The following is a 12212-nucleotide window of genomic DNA, read 5'->3' as shown; positions in this document are numbered from 1 at the left end:
ATAAATGGGGGTGAGTGCGGTACAAAAACTTGGCAAAGGCAAGTATTGCGACCGTAAATGTGCAGGTGGGGCAGGTTCTGTGGCCCCCTGTGCAGGGGTCGGGCCCCCACTTGGGCCGCACGGGCGGATTCGCTAGGGTCTCAGGCCATGGCTAACACCCAGGGCCCCCAGGGCAACAACGACCCCGCAGGCAGCACCCAGATGTTCCGCGCGTTCGTCGACGAGGGCCCGCAGGGCGGTCGGCAGCAGCAGGCTTCTTCCGGTCCGCGCATCGGCATGATCATCGGCGTCGTCGCCGCGGTCGTGATCGTCGCGGCGGTGGCCTGGCTGGCGCTCAAGTAGTCGCCGCCGGCTCCCGCCGGCGCCGGTTCACTTCCACTGGACGGAGACGTCCTGCGTCTCGATGTGCATGCCGAGCGGCACGCGCCAGGCGTCGACGCACACCGTCCAGGTCTTATCCCTGCGCTCCCCGGCCCCGATCGGCGCCGGGAGCTCCTCCGACGACTCGATCGTCGCCCAGTCGATGCCGAGCGCGCCGATGATGTGGGTGCCGAAGGTCACGGTGCCCGAACGCACGGGCGTGCCGCCCGAGTTGTGCAGGTCGAGCGTCACCTTCTCGCACCACCGCTTGTCCGTGGGCTTGCGCACCGGGTCGCTCACGGCCAGCTTCGCGGGCGAGGGCGGCGCCGAGGACGCCGGGCCGCCGCCCGAGCCCCCGGTCGAACCGCCGGTCGAACCGCCGGTCGAGTTCCCGGTCGAATCGCCGGGCGTGGTGGCCGAGCCGGCCGATGTGTCCGCGGGGCCCCGGGTGCTGCTCGGGGGACTGGCGGAACCGTCCGTCCCTTCCCGTCCGGTCCCCGAGGCCGATGTCGGCCCCTGACTCCCCTCCGAGCCAGGGGAGTTGCCGGACCCGGCCCCATCGCCGCCGCTCCCGCCCAGGCCGCTGTCCGCGGCGCCGTCGCTCTCCGGTCCGTCGAGCGGCACCAGCGTCACCTCGCCCGTCGGCGCGGCGGCCGTACCCGAGACGCGGGGCGGGCCTCCCGCCGCTCCCGTGGCGATGTAGCCGTCGCCGCCCCCGCCGCCTCCGCACGCGGCCAGCGTCCCGCCCAGACAGACGACGGCCGCCGACGCGCCGATCAGGGCGCACCGACGGCCATGTGTCGAGGTCGTCCAAATCCGCCGAAGCATCGGGCCATGGTGGCTGACGCTCCGTCAAATATGAAGGGGTCAGTCGGAGATGAGCCCCTCGCGGAGCTGAGCCAGGGTCCGGGTCAGCAGCCGGGAGACGTGCATCTGGGAGATGCCGACCTCCTCGCCGATCTGCGACTGGGTCATGTTGGCGAAGAAGCGCAGCATGATGATCCGCCGCTCACGGGGCGGCAGTTTGGCCAGCAGCGGCTTGAGGGACTCGCGGTACTCGACGCCCTCCAGGGCGGTGTCCTCGTAGCCGAGCCGGTCCGCGAGCGAACCCTCGCCGCCGTCGTCCTCCGGAGCCGGGGAGTCCAGCGAGGAGGCCGTGTAGGCGTTGCCGACCGCGAGGCCGTCGACGACGTCCTCCTCGGACACGCCGAGCACGGTGGCCAGTTCGGTGACCGTCGGGGAGCGGTCGAGCTTCTGGGAGAGCTCGTCGCTGGCCTTGGTGAGCGCCAGGCGCAGCTCCTGGAGCCGCCTGGGTACCCGCACCGACCAGGACGTGTCGCGGAAGAACCGCTTGATCTCGCCGACCACGGTCGGCATCGCGAACGTCGGGAACTCCACGCCCCGTTCGCAGTCGAAGCGGTCGATCGCTTTGATCAGGCCGATGGTGCCGACCTGGACGATGTCCTCCATCGGCTCGTTGCGCGAGCGGAAGCGGGCCGCCGCGTAGCGCACGAGCGGGAGGTTCAGCTCGATCAGCGTGTCCCGGACGTACGCACGTTCGGGGCTGTTCTCGTCCAGTGCGGCGAGCCGCAGGAACAGGGAGCGGGACAGGGTGCGGGTGTCGATGTCCGCCGTGGTCGGAACGGCCGGCAGATCAGCAGCCGGAGCGGCTGGGAGATCGGCGGCCGGAAGGGCCTCCAAGGCCGGTACATCGTCGAGCGCGGCGTCGGGCGCGGACTCGCTCTTCGTGAGCGTGAGCACCTTCGAGCTGCCCTGGTCTGCGGACATGCCACCCCCTTTGGGTCGCGGGACGGTCGTGGCGAACGCTCCGATCGAGGAACGCCAGCCTTCACCTGAATACCGGAGCCGAAGCCACGGCAAACGCGCTTCCCGAAGAATGTCACATGTCGGCAACACGCTGTAGTGACATGTCGACATGTGAGACTTGAATCCGCCCTGGATAAAGGGGGTCTGACGGTATTTCGGGCCAGAACTGTCGGGATCCGCCCTGGTGAGCGATTCAGCCGCGACGGTGACCGATCGATCCTCTATACGGTTACGCGTCGATCCGGTTCGCCGAACGAAGTCGCTGGAAGCTACGCGCGAGTAGCCTCGATACGTGCATCTGGGACACCCCGAGTTCCGCACTGATTTGCGACTGGGTGAGGTTGCTGTAGTACCGCAGAAGAAGGATTCTCTGCTCGCGCTCGGGGAGTTGCACCAGCAGATGCCGTACGAGGTCCCGGTGCTCCACGCCGTCCAGGGCCGGGTCCTCGTAGCCGAGCCGGTCCAGCAGTCCGGGCAGCCCGTCGCCCTCCTGGGCGGCCTCCAGCGAGGTGGCGTGGTACGAGCGGCCGGCCTCGATGCAGGACAGCACCTCGTCCTCGGTGATGCGCAGCCGCTCGGCGATCTCGGCGGTCGTGGGGGTGCGCCCGAAGCTCGTGGTGAGGTCCTCGGTCGCGCTGTTGACCTGGACCCACAGCTCGTGCAGCCGGCGCGGTACGTGGACCGTGCGGACGTTGTCCCGGAAGTACCGCTTGATCTCGCCGACCACGGTCGGCATCGCGAACGTCGGGAACTGCACGCCCCGGTCCGGGTCGAAGCGGTCGATGGCGTTGATGAGCCCGATCGTGCCGACCTGGATCACGTCCTCCATCGGCTCGTTGCGGGAGCGGAAGCGGGCGGCCGCGTAGCGCACGAGCGGGAGGTTCGCCTCGATGAGCGCCCCGCGCACGCGGTTGTGCTCCGGCGTGCCCGGCGTCAGCTCCTTGAGCTCCCCGAAGAGGACCTGGGTGAGTGCCCGGGTGTCCGCACCCCTGCTGCGGGGCGGTGGGGACGCGGGCGTGTCCTCCTGGGTCGGGGCTTGAGGCGCAGTACTGGCCGGCACGGTCAACTCCACCTCGTGATCCATCAACTCATCCGTCAAAAGCGGTCATAGCATCACAAGACAGTTCATTGTGTTCAAGTACCGCATAATCCCGTGTTGAGAATGGAAGGCCGCGCAAGACACGCGAAAACCCCCCGCCGTTACGGCGGAGGGCTCCGGGTGGATCGAGGGGTGGCGCGGCTCGGAAGCGGGGTGGCGCGGCTCAGAATTCGTAGTCGGCGATCACCCAGGTGGCGAACTCCCGCCACAGGGCGACGCCCGCCTGGTGCTCGGGGTGCTCGGCGTAGACGCGCAGGGCGGCCGTGTCCTCGAAGGCGGAGTTGATGGCGAAGTCGTAGGCGATGGGGCGGTCGCTGAAGTTCCAGCCCAGCTCCCAGTGGCGCAGCTCGGGGATCTTGCCCTCCAGTGAGCGGAAGGCCTCGACGCCCGCCACGACCCGCGGGTCGTCCCGCTCGACACCCTCGTTCAGCTTGAACAGGACGAGGTGGCGGATCATGAGTCTCCTCCGTTGGCGATCCAGGTCATGAAGTCGCCGATGGCCTGCGCGGCGTCCGAAATGCCTTCGAACCCTACCTGGACGTAGTCCGCCGCCTTGGCCGGGTCCGTGATGATCACGTAGAGCGCGAAGACCGCGAGCACATAGACGGCGATCTTCTTCGAATTCACCGCCATCGCGGCCTCCCCTGTGGCTGGTGCGCCTGCCATGCCTGCCGTGCCGATTGAGTCGAAAGAGCCGAAAGAGCCTCGGGTTACCGGCGGTGAGTGTAACCTTCGCCCCTCTGCGGAGATCAACAGCACGAAGGGCCCCGTCCAATGGACGAGGCCCCTCTTCAGCGGTAGCGGAGGGATTTGAACCCTCGGTGACTTGCGCCACACTCGCTTTCGAGGCGAGCTCCTTCGGCCGCTCGGACACGCTACCGAGGGAGACCTTACAGCACGCCGGGCCCTGCTCTGAAATCGGTATTCGTACGCCGGAGGCGGCTCAGCGGCTCCGGAAGAAGTCCGTGAGCCGGCGGGCGCACTCCTCGGCGAGCACGCCCTCGATCACCTCGGGCCGGTGGTTGAGTCTGCGGTCGCGTACGACGTCCCAGAGGGAGCCGGCCGCGCCCGCCTTCTCGTCCCGGGCACCGTAGACGACCCGGTCCACCCGGGACTGCACGATCGCGCCGGCACACATCGTGCAGGGCTCCAGCGTGACCACGAGCGTGCAGCCGGTCAGCCGCCACTCGCCGAGTTCCGCGGCGGCCCTGCGGATCGCCAGCACCTCGGCGTGGGCGGTCGGATCGCCGGTCGCCTCGCGTTCGTTGTGGCCGGCGCCCAGCACGGTGGTGCCGTCGGCGGACAGCACCACGGCGCCGACGGGGACGTCCCCGCCCCGGACGGCCCGTTCGGCCTCGTCCAGGGCGAGCTGCATCGCCGCCCGCCAGCGGTCGCGTACGGGGTCGAACGAGGTCAGCGGACGGTCTCCAGGACCTCCGAGGCGCCCAGCGCCTCGGCGATCGTGCTGAGGGCGTCCTCGGCGTCCAGGGACTTCAGCTCCTTCTCGCCGACGCCGAGGTCGTCGAGGATCTCGCTGTCGCCGACGGGGCTGTGCGGCACCGCGTCGGCACCGCTGCCGTCCTCGTCGTCGTCCTCGGAGTCGCCGTCGGGCTCCTCCGTGCCGTCGAGGTCGAGGGAGTCGAGGTCGGCGTCGTCGTCACCGGGCTCCCTTCCGAGCAGTTCGTCGGTGAGCAGGATCTCGCCGTAACTGCTGCGGGCGGCTGCTGCGGCGTCCGAGACGTAGATACGGGGGTCGTCCTCGCCGTCGATACGGACGACGCCGAACCAGGCGTCCTCCTGCTCGATCAGCACCAGCACCGTGTCGTCCTCGGGAGAGGCTTCACGGGCCAGGTCGGCCAGATCCGACAAGGTCTCAACATCGTCGAGCTCTGTGTCGCTCGCTTCCCACCCGTCTTCGGTGCGCGCGAGCAGTGCGGCGAAGTACACCGTGACTCTCCCACTGGTCATAGGCGTGCCGGTTGGGGTTCCCCCCGGCGGAGGTTGAGGTGGGGCGGCTTCGGGACCGAGCCCCACCCACTCGGCATCGTGGCAGAAACAAGGCGTCCAGGGGACGTCTTCGACTCCCTGTGTCCGGCAGTTTTGATCGCGCAGGCCCGAAGGTTCCGCGAGCATGTCCGCGATGGACCCACCAGCGCACTCGTTGCCGCCACGTGCGGATCGTACGCGGCTTTTCCGGGGTGTCCACGCACGCCCACCGCCCAACCAGGCGCAGACCAGCCGATCTTCCCGTGCGACTCGCCCTACCAGCGGAACGTGCGCATGCGCAGGGCGTGCCGCAGCCGGGCCGCCTTGGCGCGGCGCGGCTGGACGCGGTCCCGCAGTTCCCGGGCCTCGGCGAGTTCCCGCAGGAACTGGGCCCGGCGCCGCCGGCGCGCGGCGTCGCTCTCGTCCGGCGCGTCCTGCGTGGGACGCTCCGGGGATTCCGGATCAGGCATCGGCTCACCACCCCCGCTACGTCCCTCCCACTTTCCCTCCGATGGGCGGTTTGATGCCAGCGCACGGGTGATGCCGCGGCCCCTGGCTTGCCGCGTGCGGGGGCGCCGGGCATACCCGGCCCGGTTAATGTTGTGGACATGCGTCTCCACGTCGTCGACCACCCCCTGGTCGCCCACAAGCTCACCACGCTGCGCGACCAGCGCACCGACTCCGCGACCTTCCGTCGGCTGGCCGACGAACTGGTCACCCTGCTCGCCTACGAGGCCACGCGGGACGTGCGTACCGAAGCGGTCGACATCACGACCCCGGTCACCGCCACCACCGGCGTCAAGCTGTCCTACCCGCGCCCGCTGGTCGTGCCGATCCTGCGCGCCGGGCTCGGCATGCTGGACGGCATGGTCCGGCTGCTGCCGACCGCCGAGGTGGGCTTCATGGGCATGGTGCGCGACGAGGAGACCCTCCAGGCCTCCACGTACGCCACGCGCATGCCGGAGGACCTCTCCGGGCGCCAGGTGTACGTCCTGGACCCGATGCTGGCCACCGGCGGCACGCTGGTCGCGGCGATCCAGGAGCTCATCAAGCGCGGCGCGGACGACGTGACCGCGGTGGTGCTGCTCGCCGCGCCCGAGGGCGTGGAGCTGATGGAGCGGGAGCTGGCGGGGACGCCGGTGACCGTGGTGACGGCCGCCGTGGACGACCACCTCAATGAGCACGGGTACATCGTGCCGGGGCTGGGGGACGCGGGGGACCGTCTTTACGGGGCGGCCGAGTAAGGGGGCTGTTGGCCCTTTCGCCGTAACGGGTGCGGTTGTGTGGCGGCTGCGGGGCCGATGTGGCTGGTCGCGCAGTTCCCCGCGCCCCTTTCGGGGCGCTGCTAGCAGCCCTTCTTCGAAGCCGAGGACGTCGGCTTCGGGTTGGACAGGGCCGTCAGGGCCTTCTCGGCGTCCGGCTTCTTCGTGAGCTCCTTGAAGCGGTCACCGATGATCAGGTCGACGGTCGCGCCCTTTCGGGTGGCGTCCGTGCGGCGTTCGGCCGTGGTCAGCTGGGTGGCCAGGACCGGCAGTGAGGTGTTCAGGGAGGCGGCCGGGCCGAGCAGCAGCCCGGTGCCCTTCACCTTCTTGTCGTAGTCCTTCGTCGCGTTGCCCACGTCGCCGATCTTGAACCCGCGCTTCTTCAGCTCGTCGGCGGTCTGCTTGGCGAGCCCGCTGCGGGTCGTGGCGTTGAGCACGTTGACGGTGATGCCGGCCGGCTTCGGCAGCGGCGCGGTCGCCTTGGGCGAGGGCGTCGCCCTGGTCCCGCAGTCGGACTTGGGGCCGGCCGCCGATGCCTCTCCGCCGCCGCCCGTGAAGACGTCGATGAGCTGGAGCGTGCCCCAGCCGGCGACGCCGAGCGCGGTGACGGAGACGACGGCGAGCACGACGAACCTGCCGCGCCGACGACGGCGCCGCAGCCGTGGGTACTTGTCCCCCTTGATGCGGTACTGGCCGCCCATGCCAGGGGGAGTCAGCATGCTCATGGGCGCAGCGTAGTGCGCTCGGGCGGCAATGCCTACTAGATGATCATTCGACGGCGCGCGGACCTACCCGAAAGGGGCAACGGGGGACGCCCGGGCGTGTCAGCCCGGGGTCAGTCCAGTTCCAGGACTCTCGCGTGCAGCACCTGGCGCTGCTGGAGCGCCGCGCGCACCGCGCGGTGCAGGCCGTCCTCCAGATACAGGTCGCCCTGCCACTTCACGACGTGCGCGAAGAGGTCGCCGTAGAACGTCGAGTCCTCGGCCAGCAGGGTTTCCAGATCGAGCTGACCCTTGGTCGTCACGAGCTGATCGAGGCGGACCGGGCGCGGCGCGACGTCCGCCCACTGCCGGGTGCTTTCCCGGCCGTGGTCGGGGTACGGCCGGCCGTTTCCGATGCGCTTGAAGATCACACGGAAAGCCTACCGGTCAAGACGTTCCGGGCGCAGCCATGGCGCCGTAGTGCGACGCTGGAAAAGATGTGGCAAACCAGGATGAAACGGCAAAGGTCGAGGGAATGACGGCCGGATCGGAAGCCGGAACGGGCCCGTACGGAAGCCGAGGTGGCGACCGAGGAGGGTCGAACACAGTGCCGGATCGCGGCCGGACGTCGTGTCGGACCGGAGCCGGCCGCCCGTCCGAGGGCGGGGAGCGCGCGGAGGGCTGACATGAGCGACCGCAAGACCACGCCCAAGGCCGGGACGGGGGCCGGGACCGCGCCGCGGGCCGCCGCTCCCGAGGTCTCGGCACGTGCCGCCGCCCTGCCGCGGGAGGCCCTGGAGATCGCCGCCGGTTACGCCTTCACCGGGCCCGCCCTGCACCTGGGCGCCCTGCTCTGGGAGGGCGGCTGTCTGCCGGACGCGCAGATCCGGGTGCCGTTGTCCGTGCTCAACCGGCACGGCCTGGTCGCGGGCGCCACCGGCACCGGCAAGACCAAGACGCTCCAGCTGATCGCCGAGCAGCTGTCGACGCAGGGTGTGCCGGTGTTCCTGGCGGACGTGAAGGGCGACCTGTCCGGGGTCGCGGCGCCGGGGCAGCCGGGCGACAAGGTCGGCGCGCGGGCCGCCGAGGTCCAGCAGCGGTGGGCGGCGAAGGGGTGTCCCGCCGAGTTCTACGCCCTGGGCGGCATCGGCCGCGGCATCCCCGTGCGTGCCACGATCACCAGCTTCGGTCCGGTGCTGCTCTCCAAGGTCCTGCGGCTGAACCCGACCCAGGAGCAGTCCCTCGGGCTGATCTTCCACTACGCCGACACCAAGGGCCTGGAGCTGGTCGACCTCAAGGACCTCAGGGCCGTCGTCGCTTTCCTGACCTCGGACGAGGGCAAGGGTGAGCTGAAGGGCATCGGCGGGCTGTCGACCGCCACCGCCGGGGTGATCCTGCGCTCCCTCACCGCCTTCGAGGCGCAGGGCATGGCCGACTTCTTCGGGGAGCCGGAGTTCGACACGGGAGAGCTCCTGCGGACCGAGGCGGACGGGCGGGGCGTGGTGTCGGTGCTCGAACTGGCCGCCGTGCAGGACCGGCCGCAGCTGTTCTCGACGTTCCTGATGTGGCTGCTGGCCGACCTCTTCCACGATCTGCCCGAGGTCGGGGACGCCGACCGGCCGAAGCTGGTGTTCTTCTTCGACGAGGCGCATCTGCTGTTCGACGACGCGTCCGAGGCTTTCCTGGACGCGATCACGCGGACCGTGCGGCTGATTCGCTCGAAAGGAGTCGGCGTCTTCTTCGTGACGCAGACGCCGAAGGACGTGCCCGCCGACGTGCTCGGCCAGCTCGGCAACCGGATCCAGCACGCGCTGCGCGCCTTCACGCCGGACGATCAGAAGGCGCTGAAGGCCACCGTCAAGACGTTCCCCAACTCGGCGTACGACCTGGAGGAACTCCTGACCGGCCTCGGCACCGGCGAGGCCGTGGTGACGGTCCTCAGCGAGAAGGGCGCCCCGACACCGGTCGCCGCGACCCGGCTGCGGGCCCCGGAGTCGCTGATGGGTCCGCTGGACGCCGCCGAGCTGGAGCGGGCGGTGACGTCGTCCGCGCTGTACGGGCGATATGCACAGGCTGTGGACAGGGAATCGGCGTACGAGAGGCTCCAGGCCTCGCGTGGGGGGAAGGGGCCCGACGAGATCCGCGGCGGGAAGGGGCCCGACGAGATCCGTGGGGGCAAGGGCCCGGACGAGATCCGCGAGGCGGTCGGCGGGGACGGTGAGCACAGGGCCCGGCAGCGGAAGGAGCAGCCCTCCGTCGTCGAGCAGGTCGTCGGGAGCGGCGTGTTCAAGTCCCTGGCTCGGTCGATCGGTACGCAGATCGGGCGGGAGATCACCCGATCGGTCTTCGGCACGGCCCGCCGCAGGCGGTAGATCCGGGCGGGTTCCCGGCCCGGCGCGGAGCCTGCGGGTGGGTCTGGAGGGCCGAGGTGCGGCGCGGAGCCTGCGGGTGGGTCTGGAGGGCCGAGGTGCGGCGCGGAGCCTGCGGGTGGGTCTGGACGGTCGAGGTGCGGCGCGGAGCCTGCGGGTGGGTCTGGACGGTCGAGGTGCGGCGCGGAGCCCACGGGCGGGTCTGGACGGTCGAAGTGCGGCGCGTAGCCCACGGGCGGGTCCGGACGGTCGAAGTGCGGCGCGGCGGAGGCGGTGACCCGGAGAAGTCCGCCTCCGCCGCGGCCGCGTCAGCCGCGCTCCCCGTCCTTCTGGGGGAGCTGCGGCTTGTCCTTCTTCGCCGGCGGTTTCGGCGTGTTGCGTGCGGCCTCGGCGCGCAGCAGGGCGCGCAGGACCGCGTAGTGGTCGGTGGGCATGACTGTGCTCCTCGCGTCGTACGGAGTGACCTCGTCGCGAGGTCTCTCAGCAGCGCAGGACCACGGTGCGCAGGACGTGCGGGACGTACGGCGGCCGGAGCGGCGCGCAGCGCCGGGCGCTCTCCGGGGTGCCGGTGGCCGGCCCCGGAGGCGGACCCGGTCGCTGCCGTACGGAGGTGCGCCGCTCGGCGCGGGCCACGGGCCGCAGGGCCGTGTCGAGGACGTCCTGCTCGGCGATCTCGGCGGCAGCCGCCACCGGGGGCAGGGCGTGCGCCTGCGCGTGTGCGCCCGGTACCAGGAGCGCGAGCAGCAGCACGAGGACCCGCAGCCAGGTGCGGCTGCGCGAGCGGCATCGTGCGGTACTCACGGAAGGTCATCTCCCCAAAGGCCGTACGGCGTTCATCCCGTTCGGCGGGAGAACCGCCCGCACGGCGTACGGGACAGGGGTGGGGATCACTGTGCGTGTCACAGTTCGCGCGGCACCCGGGCGGCCATTTTCCGCAGCCGCAGCGCGGTGACCAGCTCGACCAGGCCGACCGCCACCAGCCAGCATCCGCCGAGCACCATCAGCACCGTGACGGACTCGACCGGCGAGACGATCAGCACGACGCCGGCGAGGAAGGTGACGACGCCGAGGAGGATCTGCCAGCCGCGGGCCGGTACGGAGCTGTCGGACGCGGCGGCCAGGGCCTGGGTGACGCCGCGGAAGAGCCAGCCGATCCCGATCCACAGCGCCAGCAGCAGGATCGACTGCATCGCGCCGCGGAAGCAGAACAGGCCGAGCAGGACCGACACCGTGCCGCTGACGAAGGCCAGCACCCGCAGCGAGGTCGTGCGGTGGGTGCCGAAGGCGGCGACCAGTTGGAAGACGCCGCTGATCAGGAGGTAGAGGCCGAAGAGGACACCGGCGACCCGCAGCGAGGCGTCCGGCCACACCAGCACGAAGACGCCCAGGACCAGGGAGGCGACGCCGGTGACCAGGACGACCTGCCAGGCGGCGCGGGACAGGGCGTGCAGCGGACCCTCGAAGGGCGGCTCGGGCTCGTGCGGGGCCGTGGGGCCCGGAGGCCCGGCCGGATGGCCGGCGTGGACCCGGCGGTCGTCGTAGTCCCGGCCCCAAGGGGAGCCGCTCGGCGCCTCGGTCATGCTCCATGCTGCGAACGAGACGCGATGGCCCGCCATTCGGGGCGGGCCAGTCGGCTGATGCCGGCGCCCGCTCGTGCCGGGACGCTGGCGGGAACGCGGCCGCACTGCTCGGGGTGGGCCGGTCGGCCGATGCCGGCGCCCGTCCGCGCGGGGAACGGGGTCGCCGCGGCCGCCATCAAGGGCTCGGCAGGTCGGTTGACACCGACGCCCGTCCGCGCGGGGGCGCTGGCGGGAACGCGGCCGCACTGCTCGGGGCGGGCCGGTCGGTTGACGCCGGCGCCCGCCCGCGCGGGGGCGCCGCCGGGAACGGGGTCGCCGCGGCCGCCATCAGGGGCTCGGCCGGTCGGCTGATGCCGGTATCCGCTCCCGCGGGGACGCTACTTGCGGGCCGTCTTCGCCGCCTTGGCCGCCGCCTTCATCTCCTGTTTGTGTGCGCGCACCTTGGTCAGGGACTCGGGGCCGGTGATGTCGGCGACGGAGCGGAAGGACTCCGACTCGCCGTAGGCGCCCGCGGCCTCCTGCCAGCCCTTCGGGTGGACGCCCAGCTGCTTGCCGAGCAGCGCCAGGAAGATCTGGGCCTTCTGCTTGCCGAACCCGGGCAGGTCCTCCAGCCGGCGCAGCAGCTCGCGCCCGTCGTCGACGCCCTTCCAGACCAGCTCGGCGTCGCCGTCGTAGCGCTCGACGAGGTACTGGCACAGCTGCTGGATCCGCTTGGCCATGGAGCCCGGGTAGCGGTGCACGGCCGGCTTCTCGGACAGCAGGGCCACGAAGGCGTCCGGGTCCTGGGCGGCGATGTCGTGCGCGTCCAGGTCGTCGGCGCCGAGCCGGTCCGCGATCGTGCGGGGCCCCTTGAACGCCCACTCCATCGGAACCTGCTGGTCCAGCAGCATGCCGACGAGCGCGGCGAGCGCGCTGCGGCCGAGGAGTTCGTCGGCCTCGGGGTCCTGGGCGAGATGCAGGGTGACGTCCATGCCCCCGATGATGCCGCGCGCGCCGTCCGGACGCGCGCGGGGGATGCCGGTCCGGCA

17 protein-coding genes and 1 tRNA gene are annotated in these 12212 nt (G+C 71.1%); 3 read left to right on the top strand and 15 right to left on the bottom strand.

The window, feature by feature from the left end; genetic code table 11:
* Positions 1–147: 147 nt before the first annotated feature.
* Complete coding sequence (locus tag PGH47_RS20850; RefSeq protein WP_271664691.1) at positions 148–342, top strand: hypothetical protein; 195 nt, start codon at positions 148–150, stop codon at positions 340–342.
* 27 nt (positions 343–369) lie between these two features.
* Here the strand turns inward: PGH47_RS20850 and PGH47_RS20845 are convergent, their stop codons facing one another.
* From PGH47_RS20845 to PGH47_RS20805, 9 genes are all read right to left on the bottom strand, one after another.
* Entirely contained in the window at positions 370–1188 is an 819-nt protein-coding gene (locus tag PGH47_RS20845; protein WP_271664690.1) for a hypothetical protein, read from the bottom strand.
* 39 nt (positions 1189–1227) lie between these two features.
* Positions 1228–2148 carry an RNA polymerase sigma factor SigF gene (locus tag PGH47_RS20840; RefSeq protein WP_125527713.1) on the bottom strand — a complete coding sequence of 307 codons (921 nt, stop codon included), beginning with the start codon at positions 2146–2148 and terminating at the stop codon, positions 1228–1230.
* A gap of 268 nt (positions 2149–2416) precedes the next feature.
* Positions 2417–3271 carry an RNA polymerase sigma factor SigF gene (locus PGH47_RS20835; protein WP_030952812.1) on the bottom strand — a complete coding sequence of 285 codons (855 nt, stop codon included), beginning with the start codon at positions 3269–3271 and terminating at the stop codon, positions 2417–2419.
* A 178-nt stretch (positions 3272–3449) separates the two neighbouring features.
* The gene (locus tag PGH47_RS20830; RefSeq protein ID WP_030952811.1) at positions 3450–3743 is read right to left on the bottom strand and encodes a Dabb family protein; all 294 of its coding nucleotides are present in this window, start codon (positions 3741–3743) and stop codon (positions 3450–3452) included.
* On the bottom strand, positions 3740–3919 hold the full coding sequence (locus PGH47_RS20825; protein WP_271664689.1) for a hypothetical protein: 180 nt from the start codon (positions 3917–3919) through the stop codon (positions 3740–3742). The genes PGH47_RS20830 and PGH47_RS20825 overlap by 4 nt, the downstream gene beginning before the upstream one ends.
* A gap of 162 nt (positions 3920–4081) precedes the next feature.
* Positions 4082–4166, bottom strand: a tRNA-Ser gene (locus PGH47_RS20820).
* Positions 4167–4229: 63 nt separating this feature from the next.
* A complete protein-coding gene (tadA, locus tag PGH47_RS20815; RefSeq protein WP_271664688.1) occupies positions 4230–4661 on the bottom strand; it encodes a tRNA adenosine(34) deaminase TadA in 432 nt (143 codons plus the stop codon).
* A 38-nt stretch (positions 4662–4699) separates the two neighbouring features.
* The gene (locus PGH47_RS20810; RefSeq protein ID WP_271668106.1) at positions 4700–5233 is read right to left on the bottom strand and encodes a tRNA adenosine deaminase-associated protein; all 534 of its coding nucleotides are present in this window, start codon (positions 5231–5233) and stop codon (positions 4700–4702) included.
* Positions 5234–5547: 314 nt separating this feature from the next.
* Entirely contained in the window at positions 5548–5742 is a 195-nt protein-coding gene (locus tag PGH47_RS20805; protein ID WP_030952803.1) for a hypothetical protein, read from the bottom strand.
* 138 nt (positions 5743–5880) lie between these two features.
* Here PGH47_RS20805 and upp point away from each other — a divergent pair, with 138 nt between their 5' ends.
* A complete protein-coding gene (gene upp, locus PGH47_RS20800; protein WP_107905080.1) occupies positions 5881–6516 on the top strand; it encodes a uracil phosphoribosyltransferase in 636 nt (211 codons plus the stop codon).
* Between the two features lie 101 nt (positions 6517–6617).
* Here upp and PGH47_RS20795 read toward each other — a convergent pair whose 3' ends face one another.
* A complete protein-coding gene (locus PGH47_RS20795; protein WP_271668105.1) occupies positions 6618–7235 on the bottom strand; it encodes a LytR C-terminal domain-containing protein in 618 nt (205 codons plus the stop codon).
* Positions 7236–7369: 134 nt separating this feature from the next.
* Positions 7370–7666 carry a type II toxin-antitoxin system VapB family antitoxin gene (locus PGH47_RS20790; RefSeq protein WP_003999914.1) on the bottom strand — a complete coding sequence of 99 codons (297 nt, stop codon included), beginning with the start codon at positions 7664–7666 and terminating at the stop codon, positions 7370–7372.
* Positions 7667–7921: 255 nt separating this feature from the next.
* Between PGH47_RS20790 and PGH47_RS20785 the strand changes: the two genes are divergently transcribed.
* Positions 7922–9607, top strand: a complete 1686-nt coding sequence (locus PGH47_RS20785; protein ID WP_271664687.1) for a helicase HerA-like domain-containing protein — start codon at positions 7922–7924, stop codon at positions 9605–9607.
* Between the two features lie 305 nt (positions 9608–9912).
* Here the strand turns inward: PGH47_RS20785 and PGH47_RS20780 are convergent, their stop codons facing one another.
* From PGH47_RS20780 to PGH47_RS20765, 4 genes are all read right to left on the bottom strand, one after another.
* On the bottom strand, positions 9913–10038 hold the full coding sequence (locus tag PGH47_RS20780) for a hypothetical protein (protein WP_271664686.1): 126 nt from the start codon (positions 10036–10038) through the stop codon (positions 9913–9915).
* Between the two features lie 46 nt (positions 10039–10084).
* A complete protein-coding gene (locus PGH47_RS20775) occupies positions 10085–10405 on the bottom strand; it encodes a hypothetical protein (RefSeq protein ID WP_271664685.1) in 321 nt (106 codons plus the stop codon).
* A gap of 98 nt (positions 10406–10503) precedes the next feature.
* Positions 10504–11184 carry an HdeD family acid-resistance protein gene (locus tag PGH47_RS20770; RefSeq protein ID WP_271664684.1) on the bottom strand — a complete coding sequence of 227 codons (681 nt, stop codon included), beginning with the start codon at positions 11182–11184 and terminating at the stop codon, positions 10504–10506.
* 377 nt (positions 11185–11561) lie between these two features.
* Positions 11562–12155: an HhH-GPD-type base excision DNA repair protein gene (locus tag PGH47_RS20765; protein WP_107905342.1), complete on the bottom strand. Its 594-nt coding sequence runs from the start codon at positions 12153–12155 to the stop codon at positions 11562–11564.
* Positions 12156–12212 lie beyond the last annotated feature (57 nt).

Source organism: Streptomyces sp. HUAS 31, from assembly GCF_028198125.1.
Lineage (GTDB): Bacteria > Actinomycetota > Actinomycetes > Streptomycetales > Streptomycetaceae > Streptomyces > Streptomyces chartreusis.
This window is presented reverse-complemented; position numbering and strand designations above follow the sequence as displayed.